The organism is Amycolatopsis sp. NPDC028719 (assembly GCF_055565395.1).
In genome coordinates, this window is the sequence record NZ_JBVHUL010000017.1 from 143,157 (window position 1) to 155,929 (window position 12,773).

17 protein-coding genes are annotated in these 12,773 nt (G+C 73.9%); 5 read left to right on the top strand and 12 right to left on the bottom strand.

Annotation, left to right across the window (positions count from 1 at the left end):
* Positions 1-134: 134 nt before the first annotated feature.
* Positions 135-1,577, bottom strand: coding sequence for a glycoside hydrolase family 76 protein (locus ACZ4TR_RS47375; RefSeq protein ID WP_465295537.1), 1,443 nt, complete (start codon positions 1,575-1,577; stop codon positions 135-137).
* Positions 1,578-1,731: 154 nt separating this feature from the next.
* Here ACZ4TR_RS47375 and ACZ4TR_RS47380 point away from each other — a divergent pair, with 154 nt between their 5' ends.
* Both ACZ4TR_RS47380 and ACZ4TR_RS47385 read left to right on the top strand, forming a co-directional pair.
* Complete coding sequence (locus ACZ4TR_RS47380) at positions 1,732-2,388, top strand: phosphoribosyltransferase (protein WP_465295539.1); 657 nt, start codon at positions 1,732-1,734, stop codon at positions 2,386-2,388.
* A 54-nt stretch (positions 2,389-2,442) separates the two neighbouring features.
* Positions 2,443-2,880 carry a DUF6292 family protein gene (locus ACZ4TR_RS47385; RefSeq protein ID WP_465295541.1) on the top strand — a complete coding sequence of 146 codons (438 nt, stop codon included), beginning with the start codon at positions 2,443-2,445 and terminating at the stop codon, positions 2,878-2,880.
* 1 nt (position 2,881) lies between these two features.
* On the opposite strand, the gene ACZ4TR_RS47390 is transcribed toward ACZ4TR_RS47385, so the two are convergent.
* The 7 genes from ACZ4TR_RS47390 to ACZ4TR_RS47420 form a co-directional block, all read right to left on the bottom strand.
* Entirely contained in the window at positions 2,882-3,241 is a 360-nt protein-coding gene (locus ACZ4TR_RS47390) for a hypothetical protein (RefSeq protein ID WP_465295543.1), read from the bottom strand.
* Positions 3,178-3,819, bottom strand: coding sequence for a MerR family transcriptional regulator (locus ACZ4TR_RS47395; protein WP_465295545.1), 642 nt, complete (start codon positions 3,817-3,819; stop codon positions 3,178-3,180). The genes ACZ4TR_RS47390 and ACZ4TR_RS47395 overlap by 64 nt, the downstream gene beginning before the upstream one ends.
* A gap of 51 nt (positions 3,820-3,870) precedes the next feature.
* The gene (locus ACZ4TR_RS47400) at positions 3,871-4,233 is read right to left on the bottom strand and encodes a VOC family protein (protein WP_465295547.1); all 363 of its coding nucleotides are present in this window, start codon (positions 4,231-4,233) and stop codon (positions 3,871-3,873) included.
* Positions 4,230-4,661 (bottom strand): hypothetical protein, encoded by a 432-nt coding sequence (locus tag ACZ4TR_RS47405; RefSeq protein WP_465295549.1) that lies wholly within the window; start codon positions 4,659-4,661, stop codon positions 4,230-4,232. The genes ACZ4TR_RS47400 and ACZ4TR_RS47405 overlap by 4 nt, the downstream gene beginning before the upstream one ends.
* Positions 4,658-4,825, bottom strand: a complete 168-nt coding sequence (locus ACZ4TR_RS47410) for a hypothetical protein (RefSeq protein ID WP_465295551.1) — start codon at positions 4,823-4,825, stop codon at positions 4,658-4,660. Before ACZ4TR_RS47410 ends, ACZ4TR_RS47405 begins: the two co-directional genes overlap by 4 nt.
* Positions 4,826-4,836: 11 nt before the next feature.
* A complete protein-coding gene (locus ACZ4TR_RS47415) occupies positions 4,837-5,307 on the bottom strand; it encodes a DUF4383 domain-containing protein (protein WP_465295553.1) in 471 nt (156 codons plus the stop codon).
* A gap of 149 nt (positions 5,308-5,456) precedes the next feature.
* Entirely contained in the window at positions 5,457-6,281 is an 825-nt protein-coding gene (locus ACZ4TR_RS47420) for an SDR family oxidoreductase (RefSeq protein WP_465295555.1), read from the bottom strand.
* A gap of 164 nt (positions 6,282-6,445) precedes the next feature.
* Here ACZ4TR_RS47420 and ACZ4TR_RS47425 point away from each other — a divergent pair, with 164 nt between their 5' ends.
* Positions 6,446-6,634, top strand: a complete 189-nt coding sequence (locus ACZ4TR_RS47425; protein WP_364528084.1) for a DUF2795 domain-containing protein — start codon at positions 6,446-6,448, stop codon at positions 6,632-6,634.
* 41 nt (positions 6,635-6,675) lie between these two features.
* On the opposite strand, the gene ACZ4TR_RS47430 is transcribed toward ACZ4TR_RS47425, so the two are convergent.
* Genes ACZ4TR_RS47430 through ACZ4TR_RS47440 form a run of 3 tightly spaced genes read right to left on the bottom strand, consistent with a single transcriptional unit; the run spans position 6,676 to position 9,798 of the window.
* Positions 6,676-7,245, bottom strand: coding sequence for an antibiotic biosynthesis monooxygenase (locus ACZ4TR_RS47430; RefSeq protein WP_465295557.1), 570 nt, complete (start codon positions 7,243-7,245; stop codon positions 6,676-6,678).
* A 37-nt stretch (positions 7,246-7,282) separates the two neighbouring features.
* Complete coding sequence (locus ACZ4TR_RS47435; protein ID WP_465295559.1) at positions 7,283-8,323, bottom strand: glycosyltransferase family 9 protein; 1,041 nt, start codon at positions 8,321-8,323, stop codon at positions 7,283-7,285.
* The gene (locus tag ACZ4TR_RS47440; protein ID WP_465295561.1) at positions 8,320-9,798 is read right to left on the bottom strand and encodes an HAD-IIIA family hydrolase; all 1,479 of its coding nucleotides are present in this window, start codon (positions 9,796-9,798) and stop codon (positions 8,320-8,322) included. The genes ACZ4TR_RS47435 and ACZ4TR_RS47440 overlap by 4 nt, the downstream gene beginning before the upstream one ends.
* Positions 9,799-9,888: 90 nt before the next feature.
* On the opposite strand from ACZ4TR_RS47440, the gene ACZ4TR_RS47445 reads away from it, so the two are divergent.
* Positions 9,889-11,238, top strand: coding sequence for an aldehyde dehydrogenase family protein (locus ACZ4TR_RS47445; protein ID WP_465295563.1), 1,350 nt, complete (start codon positions 9,889-9,891; stop codon positions 11,236-11,238).
* Positions 11,235-12,407 (top strand): FUSC family protein, encoded by a 1,173-nt coding sequence (locus tag ACZ4TR_RS47450; protein ID WP_465295565.1) that lies wholly within the window; start codon positions 11,235-11,237, stop codon positions 12,405-12,407. Before ACZ4TR_RS47445 ends, ACZ4TR_RS47450 begins: the two co-directional genes overlap by 4 nt.
* A 177-nt stretch (positions 12,408-12,584) precedes the next feature.
* Here the strand turns inward: ACZ4TR_RS47450 and ACZ4TR_RS47455 are convergent, their stop codons facing one another.
* Positions 12,585-12,767, bottom strand: a complete 183-nt coding sequence (locus tag ACZ4TR_RS47455) for a hypothetical protein (protein ID WP_465295567.1) — start codon at positions 12,765-12,767, stop codon at positions 12,585-12,587.
* Positions 12,768-12,773 lie beyond the last annotated feature (6 nt).

Sequence of the window (12,773 nt, forward strand, 5' to 3'; positions counted from 1 at the left end):
GGCCGACCCTTTGGTGTTCGTAAGACTGCTGTCCGCCCCCTTGAAGAAGACCCTTTGACCTCCCGGCCGGGGAGGGGGGGGGGGGGGGAAAACGGTGTTCTGCCCCTTTTCCCCCCCCACGACCCGCCGGGCCGTCAGGGGGCCGCGTTCATCAGGTCCAGGGCGCTCTGCTGGCGCGCGGCGTCGGACTGGTCGAACGGGCCCGCCCACATCAGCCCGTAGGCGTCCGCGCCGGTGCGGTCGTTCGCGTACGCCGAGTTCGCCTGGCGCTGCAGGTAGCTCGTGTACGGGCGGTCCGGCAACGCCGCGTTCAGCGCCGCCAGGTCCCGGGCGTAGACGCCCTTGAACGTCGGCCCGTCCCCGCCGCCGCCCCCAGCCGACTCACCCGGGTCGCGGAGGATGCCGCCCGGGTTCAGCGAGCCGTTCGTCGTCGACGCGTTCGCCATCGCGCGGGCCTTCGTCAGCAGGCTCGCGTCGCCCGTCGCGCGGTTCAGCTCGGTCAGCGCCGCCAGCGGCACGCCCTGGTTGTACGACCACACCGCCTGGCCGTTGTTCGCGCACGTCGACGTGGTCAGGCCGTCGTTGACCAGGTTCGAGCCGTTGATCATCCCGCTGCCGGCGAACCAGGTCCAGCCCGCCCGGGCCCGCGCCAGGTACACCGTGTCGCCCGGGATCCGGTTGTGCAGGGCCGCGTTCAGCTGGACGTACAGCGAGTTCGGGATGGCGTTCTTGTAGGTACGGCTCGTGCTCCACCAGACCCCGCCGCCGCAGACGCCGTCCCAGTACGCGTACATGTGGTCGGCGTCGGCGCGCGCGGTGTTCAGGTACCTGCTGTCGCCCGTCAGGTCGTACGCGTCCACCCACGCCAGGCCCCACCAGCCCGTGTCGTCGAGGTAGTCGTTGCGGAACTGGCCGCCCTGGGCCCCGAGGTTCTTCGTGTAGGTGGTGTCGATCGCGTAGCGGTAGCTGCCCATGCCGCTGATCCGGGCGTTGTCGATGATCGCGGTCAGCGCGTTGGCCGAGTTCCACCAGCCGGTCGTGTCGAAGAGACCGGTGCCGAGGTTGTAGCGCTCCATCAGCGCGGTGGCGGCGGCGGTGCGCCGGTCCCAGGCGTTCCACGTCGGGCGCGCCCAGCCGGTGCAGGCGATGCTCCCCGAACCCGCGGGCTGCCCGCACGCCCGCAGCAGGCCGACGCCCTTGTTCGCCCAGTCGTCGGCGTTGTACATCAGGGTCCGCCAGCCGGTCGAACCCGACGGTGTCGCGGTGTCGCCCAGCTTGCTGCCCGACGCCCAGGTCCGTCCGGCGTCGAACGAGCGGTCCAGCCAGACGTGGTCGCCGGCCGCACCCCCCGTGATCGCCGCCCAGCCCATGTCGTCGCCGTCGTCGAGGTGCAGGGAGAGCCGCCGGCCACTGATGGACGCCGAAGCGCCTTCACGGTCGCCGGGGGAGAGGGCGGGATCCCTGGCGTCGCAGTACTTGTCGCAGATCGCCGCGAGCGGAGCGGCCGCGGCCGGGCTCGGGGCCGGTGTCGGCGTGGCCGCCAGGACCACGGTCAGCAGGGGGATCAGGAAGCTCATCTGTCACCTTCCGCGCTGAAGGGAGATGCTTCCATTCTCGGGCGCTGATAATATTGGTCCAGTCCTTACCGAGACAGGTTTCGGACAGGAAATCACGCACGTCGCTCGCAAGGGCGCGGGTTTGTCCTGGCGGCCGATGCGGAGGGAGCGGGCAATGGACGGCCAGCGGGTCTTCGCCGACCGCGAGGACGGCGGACGGCGGCTGGCCGAAGAGCTGGTCCGCCGCAGCTGGTCCGCTCCGCTCGTGCTCGGCCTGGCCCGCGGCGGCGTGCCGGTGGCCGCCGTCGTCGCGCGGCGGCTCGGGGCCGAACTGGACGTCGCGGTGGCGCGCAAGATCGGCGCGCCCGGCCGGCGCGAGTTCGGCGTCGGCGCGGTGACCCCGGACGGCCCGGCGATCTACGACGAAGCGATCCTGCGCGGGCTCGAGCTCACCACGGCGCGGATGGCGCGGGCGGAACGCCGGGAACGCGCGGAGGCGCGCCGGCGGCTCGAGCGCTACCGGGACGGCCGGCCCGCCCCCGGTCTCGACGGCCGGGACGTCCTCCTCGTCGACGACGGGCTCGCGACCGGCGTCACCGCGACGGCGGCGCTGCGCGACGTGCGGGCCCGGAATCCCCGATCACTGGTGTTCGCGGCGCCCGTCGGCGCCCCCGGCGCGGCGGCGGGGTTGCGGAGCGAGGCCGACGCCGTCGTCTGCGTGACCGAACCGCCGGAGTTTCGCGCGGTCGGTCAGTGGTACGCGGATTTCCGCCAGACGAGTGACGAAGAGGTCCTTGACCTGCTGCTCCACCTGGGGGAGTACCGCGGTTGACCGCGGAGGCGGTGGGGTACCACCCGGCGGGGGTACCGACCGGAGGACAGGCTCGTGGTGATCGAACGGGACGGGCTCGGCGCGGCGGCGCGCGGGCTGAGACAGTACTTGCTGGCCGTTGCGGCCGAGCTGGCCGCGCCCGCCTGGTTCTGCGAGGTGGAGGTGCCCGCCACGGCGTACCTCGCGCTGGAGCAGCGGCTCCCGCGGTTCCCGGACCACGAAACGGCGCTGCTGTGGGACGAGTGCGACGGTTGGGCCGCCGCGGTCGAGTCCGCGGCCGGCGACGACGTGGTGGTGCTCGCGTACCTCGGCGAAGACGTGCTGCCGGCGCCGGACGCGGTCGTGGCGTTCGTGCGAGGTCTGTACGGCGACGGCTATCCAGGGCAGCCGGACGCGCCGGACTTCCGGAGACCCGGGGCCCCGGACGGCTTCGACGAACGCCTCGCGACCTACGCGGGCGACGACGTCTGCCTGCCCGAGGGCCAGGCCTGAGTCAGCGCACGAGACGAGCGCGCAGCGCCCGGCCGAACCAGGTGAACACCGGTTCCAGGTCCGGGAACGGAGGCCGGCCGTTGATGGTGGCCACCAACTGCCAGTACCGCGTGACGCGACGGTCGCCGGCGACCTCGAGCCGGTCGAGGATCCACCGCTTCAGCCGGTCGTCGTCGGTCTTGCCGAATGTCTCGGCGTAGCGTGCGGTGAGCGTGGCGACCACGTCGCCGGCCTGCTCCGAGTCCGGGGCGGTCCCCGCCGCGAGCGCTCGGCCGGCTTCTTCGCGCACGGTCTCGGTCAGCTCGTGGTGCAGGCCGGTCGTGTCTCCGTCGGCGCGCTGGGCCGCCTGGTACTCGGCCATCCGCCGCACCGCGGCCCGGAAGTCGGTGTCCTGCACCAGCTCCACGAGTTCCATCCACGCCTCGACCTGTTCGGGGGTGGCGTCTTCGGAAGCTCCGGCATGCTCGAACGCAGCAGTTCCACCATGGCCGGATTGGCGTCGACACCGCCGAAGGTGTCGTCGACGAAATCGTGGATGAAGCGGCGCCGTTCGGCATCGGACAGGTTCACCAGCTGGTGCATCAGATCCGTCTCCCGAGGAGTCGATTTCCGGTTCGCGACCGCCGCCAGCACCGCACGCCGCAGGCGCAGTGCCCGGATCTGCACGTCGAGGGCCGTCGCGTGCGCGGCGGCGACCTCGGGCAGCGTGGTCTCCCCGGCCAGCACGCGCCGGACCGTGGCGAGATCGATGTCCAGCGCACGGAGCGTGCGGACCAGTTCCAGCCGGGCCAGGGCGGCCACGTCGTACAGGCGGTAGCCGGCCGGGCTGTGACAGGTCGCCGGAACGATCCCCCGGTCGGAGTAGAACCGGATCTTCTTGACCGACAGTCCGGTCCGCGCGGCCAGCGTCCCGATCGTGAGGAGGTTCTCGTCGTCCATGCCCACAGCCTGCCGTCTCCCCCCGAGGGAGACTCAACTCGAAACCGTGGGTCAGCGCGGCGGCAGGACGCAGAACTCGTTGCCCTCCGGGTCCGCGAGCACGATCCACGGGTCGTCCGGCGGGTCGTCGAGGACCTTCGCGCCCAGCATCACCAGCCGCTCGACTTCCGCACGCTGGTCGCCCTCGGCCGGTGCCAGGTCGAGGTGCAGCCGGTTCTTGCCCGCCTTCTCTTCGGGCACCGGCTGGAACAGCAACGCCGGCCCGTCGTCGAACTCCAGCTGGTGGTAGGTCACGCCCTGGGAGTCGGTCCAAGTTCGCGTCTTTCCCCGGCCCAGCGCCTTCTCCCAGAACTCCGCCAGCAGGTCCGGCTGACGGCAGTCCACCGCGACGGCCAGGATCCGCAGGGTCGTCACGGCTGCGCCACCACGCGGTTGATCGCTTCGGCGACCAGGTCCGGTTCGGAGACCGTGACCGTCAGGCCCGGGTGGCGGATCAGGCCCCACGGGTCGATGCCGGGCACCGGCTCGTGGAACCGCAGGCACACACCGCCTTCGGTGGTCGTGCCGAAGGTCAGGCCGCGGTCGGCGAGGGACAGCCGGACGCCGAGGCCGCGAAGCGCGCTGTACGGCCCGCTGACCTCGGCACCCGCGATGTTGGCCAGCGGGGTCGAGACGAGCCACGGCCCGAGCCGGACGCGCAGGCCGTCGGCGTCCAGCTCGAGGCCACTGCGGGTGCCCAGCAGGCGGCGAAGCCGAGGGAACCGCACGGCGAACTCGGCACGCAGGCGGTAGTGCACGACCACGGCGGGCCGCTCCACCGCCGTGGCTTCACCCGTCGTCATGCGCCTCCGCCCATCGGCGGGACGTCCGGGTCGTCATCGGCGGGGCCCTCGGGGTCCCGCCACTCCTCGGCCCGGGACGGGCCGTTGCCCTGCAGCGTCCCGCGCAGCTCGGCCTTCAGCTCGTCATCTTCGCGCGGCGAGTGCTGGTCGCTTTCGCGGTGCATGAGAACCTCCTTCACGCGGTGTCTTGCCCGGCTACCCGGCGGTCACGAGCCGAAACCGCGCGGCCCGCGCGGGCCGCGGCGATCCCGAGCACCAGGCCCACGAGCGCGGTGAGCCCGTGCAGCCAGTTGTCGGCCCAGTTGAGGTTGATCGGGTCTTCCGGCGTGCTGAACGCCGTGGCGAGCACGCCGTAAGCGGTCATGCCGAGGAGACCGACGAAGAGGACCCAGCAGTAGATGAGCGCGCCGGCGTGGCGGGTCGCGGCGAGGAGCCCGAGCACCCCGACCACGGTGTGGACGAGGTTGAGGACGACGCTCGAGCTGAAGAGCCCGATCACCTGACCGGTCGTCACGTGGCCGACCGTCGCCGTTTCCGGCGTCAGCCACCCGGCGATCCCGAGCGCGAGGTACAGCAGCCCGAGCACGGCGGCGGCCGGGCGGAGCCAGGCCGGGGCCGGTTTTCGGGTGTCGGCGGACGACGACATGGGGGCCTCCTTCCCTCCGGGCGCGGATACCCGGGGTACCGGACGGGAAACGGGGGAATGGCGGGGGCCGGACGGCGGGCTGGGGGAACCGCCGTCCGGCCCGGGGCGGGACCGCGCCGGTCCCTGCAGCCCGGCGCGGGTCCCTGGTCTCAGGGCGAGCGCCAGTCGTGCCCGTCGTGGGCCGTGCCGTGCTGGGCGCCCATGAGGAGCAGGCCGCCGTCGACGACGAGCGACGTACCGGTGATGTACCCGGCCGCGGGAGTCGCCAGGAACGCGACGGCGGCCGCCACCTCGGTGGCGTGGCCGGTGCGGCCGAGCGGGATGCCGGGCCGCTGCTGCTCCCGCGGATCGGCGTCGGCCTGCCCGGTCATCGGCGTCGAGATCTCGCCCGGCGCCACCGAGTTCACGGTGATGGCGTGCTCGGCCAGCTCCATCGCGAGCACCTGGGTCAGCGCGCCCGCTCCGGCCTTGGCGGCGCAGTAGGGCGCCGCGCCGACGCGCGGGATGTGCTCGTGGACGCTGGTGATGGTGATGATGCGGCCGCCGTGGCCGGCGTCGATCATGTGCCGCGCCGCGCGCTGCGACAGCAGGAAGACACCGTCGAGGTCGACGTCGAGGACTTCACGCCACTTCTCGTAGTCGAGGTCGAGCACGCGCTGGCTGCTGCCGGTGCCCGAGCAGTTGACGAGGACGTCGATCCCGCCGAGGTCGCCGGCGAACGCGTCGACGACGTCGGCGGCGCCGGGCAGCTCGGTCAGGTCGAGCTTGCGCACGTACGCCGCCACGCCCCGCGAACGGACTTCGGCGGCGGTTTCTTCGGCGCCGTCGGCGTCGGAGTGGTAGGTGATGCCGACGTCCAGGCCGCCGCCGGCGAGGGCGACGGCCACCGCCCGGCCGATGCCGGAGTCGGCGCCGGTCACGACGGCGCGCCGCGGCGAAGCGGCTTCGGCGGGTAGCGGCGCCGGAAGGGACATGGGCCTCTCCTCTCGTTCGCCGGCGGCTACCACGCCGTTGCGGGCCTAAACGCGCGGCGGGGCGGCCAGGGATCACCCGGCCGGGAACAACCGGTGCCGGCCGGAGCGTGTGTCCGGCGGTCGCCGGGGTAACCGCGCCGTTCCCCGAACGGAAGGAGAACCCCGTGAGCAAGCCGAACCCGATCGAACTGCAGAAGTACCTCTCCGGTGTGGACTACCCGGCCCAGCGCGACGACCTCGTCAGCGCCGCCGAGCGCAACGGCGCCGACAAGGACACCCTCGAGATCGTGCGGGGCCTGCCCGACCGCACCTACGAGGGGCCGAGCGGCGTGAGCAAGGAGATCGGCGGCTGACGCAGGCGCGGTCCGGGCGGGGGTGCCGCCCGCCCGGACCGTCACAGCCACCGGCGCAGCAGCCGGGTCACCGCCGGCATCACCACGTACGTCATCGTGGTCAGCAGGACCACCGGGAACAGTGCCGCCCGCAGCCACAGCGGCCAGGACGCCGTCATCGGCACCACCCAAGCCTGGAACGCCAGCACCAGCGGGTAGACCGAGACCAGCGAAATCAGCCACATCTTCCAGCGGGGCGGGGGCTTCATCGTCGCGATCGCCTCGGACGGGACGTGGAACCACGTCTCCAGGCCCGTCCGGTGCTGCTGCGCCGTCTTGGTCGCGGCCAGGGTCCGGGCGTGGCGCAGCCACTTCTGCCGCTCCGGGGAGTCGAGCCAGTTCCGGAGGTCGCGGCGGGTCGCGAACTGGTGGACGACGTGGAAGTCGCGGCTGTCCTCGTTGTGCACGACCGTCGCCGCGAGGTTGCCCGGGTAGCGGGCCGCTTCGGCGGTCGCCCCGCGCGCCCACTCCGCGAACTCGCCGACCCGGTCCGGTTTGGCGCGCCAGCTGTACACCGTGGTCACCGGTTCTTCGGGGTGCCCGCGGCGCGGCCGGGTGTCCGATGTGGACATGAAGGTGCGGGTACCCGTACCGAGCGCGGGGAAACTTCTAGAGCAGGGAAGACATCTCCGCCCGGGGTGGGGCGACCGCCCCGAGCTCGGTCACCGCGCGGCAGACGTCGGCGGGGTCGATCCCCTCGAGGCACGGGTGCCCGGGCACCGGGCAGACGCGGGCCCGGCTGTCCCGGCACGGCGCGCGCTGGTCGCCGAGCAGCACGACCGGGACACCGTAGGGTGCCCAGCGCGCGGCCGGCACGACCGGTGCGAACAGCGACACCACCGGCGTGCCCGCCGCCGCGGCGAGGTGCGCGGGCCCGGTGTTGGGGGCGACGACCACCTGCGCGCCGGAGAGCACCGCCGCCAGCTCGGCCGGCGACGTCCGGCCCCCGAGGTTCACCCCGGACGCGCCGGCCACGTTCGCGGTGAGGTGGGCTTCGCCCGGCGCGCCCGTCACGAGCACGCGGTGCCCTTCGGCGGCCAGCGCGCGAACCACCCGCCGGGTCCAGGAGGGCGAGGGCTGCCGCGCGGGCACGGACGCGGCCGGGTGCACGACGACGTACGCGCCGCCGCCGGTCAGCCGGGTGACGTCCGGCAGCGGGCGCCGCAGGGCGAGGGCGCCGTGGTCGTCCGGCGGCAGCGCGTACCCCGCGGCCTCGGCGAGCGAGAGCATGCGGACCGGTTCCGGCGGGTCGCCTTCGACGCGGTGCCGCAGGTCGAGCAGGCTGCCCGGGTAGTCCTCGGAGATCGCCCCGATCCACGGCACTCCCGCCTGGCGCAGCAGCAGCGCCAGCGGCAGGGGCGACTGGTGGAACGACGTCAGGACCAGCGCCCGGTCGAACGACTTCGACCGGATCAGCGCGACGAACTCACCGGTGTCCTCGGCGGTCACCGGCGGTGGCTCGGGGTCGATCCACGGTGCTGTCCAGGTGAGGACCTCGTCGACGCCGGGCAGCAGGCCGCCCGCGGCACGGCCGCGGGGCCCGGCCAGCAGGGTCACGTGGGACGCGCGGGTGGCGACCGCGCGAATGCAGGGCCCGGCGAGCAGGACGTCCCCGAGGTTGTCCTGGCGCGCGACGAGCACGCGGCTCATCCGGCGACCCCGGCGACGCGCAACGCCTCGGACAGGTCCCGTGCGACGGCGGCGTGCCGGCGCGCGCGGGCGATCTCGGGTTCGAGCGTGCGTGCCGTCGGCACCAGCACCGCGCGGGCGCCGGCGGCCAGCGCGGCGTCGACGTCGGCCCCGGTGTCGCCGATGACCACGCAGGACGCCGGGTCGACGCCCAGTTCGCCGGCCGCGCGCAGGACCATGCCGGGCGCGGGCTTGCGGCAGGCGCAGCCGTCGCCGTCGTCGTGGACGCACACCTGCCAGGTGCCGAACGGGCCGAACAGCTCCTTGACCCGGGCGTTCACCGCGGCGAGCTGGTCGGGGGTGATCAGTCCCTTCGCGACTCCCGACTGGTTGCTCACGACGCCGACCGGGACGCCGCGGTCCCGCAGGCCCCGGACGAGCTCGACCGCGCCGGGCACCGGGCGGACGCCGTCGGGGTCGTTCAGGTAGGGGACGTCGACGATCAGCGTGTCGTCCCGGTCGAACAGCACCGCGACCGGCGGCTTCGGGCGCCGGGCCGCGATCTCCCCGCGGATCCGGTGGTAGCACGCGGCCGGCGGGATGAGCGCGCTGGTGACGACCATCCGGGCCACCTCGCCCGGGGTCCGGGGGCCCGGCAGGATCCGGCGGGTGGCGAACTCGGCCGTGAGCCCGGCCCAGATCCCGGCGGCGAGCTTCGCCTTCCCGCGCTGCCGCAGCAGGGGGAGCGCGAGTGCGGCCAGTCCGGCCACTGTGGACAGTGCGTGCAGCCCCAGCCGGCCCTGGCCGGCTCCGGTGCGCTGACGCCACAGCACGCCGTGCTTGTACCGCATCAGCGCGTTGTCCGCGTTGCCGCGCTGGGCTTTCAGGCTGTAGAAGAACCCGGCCCGGCGGGCCGGGTGGGTCGTCAGCCGCTCGCCCCGGTCGATCCGGTGCCCGGCTTCGGCGACGCGCAGGGCGAGGTCGGAGTCTTCGCGGAACGCGCGCGGGAACCGCTCGTCGAAGCCGCCGGCCTCGACGAGCGCGCTGCGCCGGTACGCCATGTCCGCGGTGATCCACCGGGCGTGCTCGAGGCCCGCGGTGCCGCGCTCGTCGTCGGTGGGACGGCGGTCCGCGGGCAGCGGGACCGTGATCCGGGCCTGGGAGGCGGCCACCTCGGGCGGCAGGAACAGCAGGTCCTCGCCCAGCTGCCGGGGCCAGTCGGGAGCGAGCACGACGTCGTCGTCGACGAACGCGATCCACTCGCTCTCCGCCGTGCGCCAGCCGAGGTTCCGCGCGGCCGCCGGACCCCGGCCCCCGGAGCGCAGGACGCGGACGCCGCCGGGAACGTCCAGTTCGGACCCGCCGGGGCGGTCGTCGACGACGAGGATCGCGGCCGGCCGCGGACCCTCGCCGGTGAGCAGCGTTTCCAGCAGTGGCCGAAGGGTCTCCCGGCCCGTTGTGGGGATCACCACGGTGTAGTCGAGCGAAGCAGTCACCGCAGTGGGCTACCCGCGGCGGGACCGGTCAAACGGCGTGTCGATCGCGAGCGCGCGGGTAACCGGGGCGAGGAGACGAAGGAGGTGCGGATGACCGCGGGGACGATCGAAATCCGGAACCCGGCCGACGACAGCGTGGTGGGCAGCGTGCCCGCCGCCGGCGAAGACGAAATCGCCGCCGCCTTGGCGCTGGCGAACCAGACCAAGGCGGCGTGGGCGCGAACTCCGGCGGCGGAACGGGGAGCGCTGCTGCACACCGCGGCCGAACGCCTGCGCGCCAACGCCGACGAGCTGGCCGCGGCCAACGAAGCGGAGACCGGGCGCCCGCGCGACGAAGCTCGCGAAGGGGTCATGGCGGGCGCGGGAACCCTCGACCAGTACGCCGAGCTCGGCCCGGTCCACCGCGGGCGCAGCCTGCTCGGCGACGCGGGCGCGACGGACCTCATGGTGCCCGAGCCGCGCGGCGTGGTCGTCGCGCTCACCCCGTGGAACGACCCGGTCGCGGTCGCCTGCGGGCTGCTCGGCGCGGCCCTGGCGACCGGCAACACCGTGGTGCACAAGCCGAGTGAGCGCGCGCCGCACACCGGGCAGCTGCTCGGCGAGGTCCTGTCCGGCGTGCTGCCCGGTGGGGTGCTGCAGACGCTGCACGGTGACGGCGGCGTCGGCGCGATCCTGGCGATGCGCGACGACGTCGACGTCATCGCCCACGTGGGGAGCACCGCGACCGGGCGGTCGATCGCCGCGAGCGCGGCCGCGACCGGCGCGAAGACGCTGCTCGAGAACGGGGGCAACGACCCGCTCGTCGTCGACGCGGACGTCGACCCGGAGTGGGCCGCGAGCCAGGCGGCACTGGGCGCGTTCGCCAACTCGGGTCAGATCTGCGTCGCCGTCGAGCGGATCTACGTCTGCGAAGCCGTGGCCGAGCCGTTCCTGGCCGCGCTGGTCAAGGAGGCCGAGGCGCGGACCCTCGCCCCGCTGGTGGACCGGCGGCACCGCGACCACGTGCACTCGCACGTCGAGGACGCCGTCGCGCGCGGCGCCCGGCTGCTCACCGGGGGAGCGGTGCCGGACGGCCCCGGCGCGCACTACCCGGCCACCGTGCTCACCGGGTGCGCGTCCGGCCTGCGGGTGATGACCGAGGAGACGTTCGGCCCGGTGGCCCCGGTGCAGGTCGTCGCGAACTTCGACGAGGCACTCGCCGAAGCCGCGAAGGGCGAGTACGGGCTCGCCGCGACCGCGCTCACCGCGTCGATGGCGCACGCCCAGCGCGCCTGGCGGGAGCTGCCCGCCGGGACGGTCAAGGTCAACAACGTCTTCGGCGGCGCGCCCGGCGGGGCGGCGCACCCGCGCGGCCGCAGCGGGAACGGCTACGGCTACGGGCCCGAGCTGCTCGACGAGCTGACGCAGACGAAGCTCGTGCACCTCGCTCCGCCCGCATGACCGGACGGCGTGACCGGGCCCGCGCACTCCGGCTGAAGGCGGGGGAAGACGTCAAGCGCGGTCTCGCCACCGCGTTCCCGCCGGTGGATGCCGACCGGCACGACCGCACTCCGGTCGGCTGGCTGGCCCGCGCTCTGCGGGTGCCGGGCCGCGAACGCCGGATCGTCGTCCAGACGGCCAAGGCCACGCTGGCGGCGACCGCGGCGTGGCTGCTGGCGACGCTGGTGCTGAAGCTGCCGCAGCCGTTCCTCGCCCCGTACGCGGCCATCTTCCTGGTGGAAGCGACCGTGTACCGCTCGCTGCGCGGGTGGATCCAGCAGGTCGGCTCGGTGGCCACGGGCGTGCTCCTCGCGGCCGTGGCCGGCCAGCTGATCCCGGCGCAGGCGGTCGCGCTGGCGGTCGTCGTGTTCGTGGGCCTGCTCGCGGGGAGCTGGCGGCGCTTCGGGGACGCGGGGGTCTGGGTCGGCGTCACCGGCATGCTGCTGGTTTCCTACGGCACCGCGCGGGACTTGGCGCTGATGGGCGACCGCTTGCTGGAGACGGCGCTGGGCGCGGCCATCGGCGTCGCGGTGAACACGCTGATCTTCCCGCCGCTCTACGGCGAGCGCCTGGCCACGGCGGCCGACCGGCTCGCGACGGCGCTGGCGGACCTCCTGGAGTCGCTGTCCGACGTGGTCCGCCGCGACGAGCCGGGGAACCTCGACGAGCTGTGGTCGAAGGCGCAGGACACGCGGAGCCAGGTGCTGGCGGCCGAGGAGGCCGTCGGCCTGACCCGGGAAGGGCAGCTGCTCAACCTGCGCCGCGGCCGCCCGGAGGCGGGCGCGCGCCACGAACGTCCCCTTCGGACGCTCATCGCGTTGTGGCCCGCGGTGTCCCAGCTGCTCGCCGCGGTGAGCACCACGGCGGCGCGGCGCGAAGAGCACCCGTTCGAGTACCCGTGGAAGGACGCGCGGGACTCGCTGGCGAATCTGGTGCACCTGCTGGCCGGTGCCGTGCAGGCGGTGGCGGTGGCCGGGGAGCCGGTCGACCTGGAGGAGTGCCGCGCGCTGCTGGAGAAGCTGGAGGAGCGGCTGGTGACGGCGGAGGAAGACGGCGTCCCCGCCCGGCTGGGGCTGGGCACGATGACGCTCCCGGCGCGGCTGCTGGTGGAGAAGCTGGAAAACCGCTGACCGCCCTGGGGTCGCCGATGCAGTGAATGACTCATTCCTGGCGCTGGACGCCAGGAATGAGTCATTCACTGCGAGTTCCGGGGCTAGGTCGGCCGGGCGCGGTCGTGGGTGCTGCGCTCCACACCGGTGAGAGCGGGGCTGCGCCCGGAGCGAGTTACGGCACCGGCACGGCGACGGCTACTGGACCGCGACGGACGCTTCGGCTTCGGAGCGGTGGCGGCGGCAGGCCGTGCACACCATGGTTTGGCCCAGCAGGCTGCCGTCGGCGGCGATCAGCCGGGCGACGTGCAGCGCGGGCAGCCCGCACTCCTCGCACGGGATCGGCTTGCTGTCGCGGCTGATCAGCATTCGGTTCGGCATGGCGCT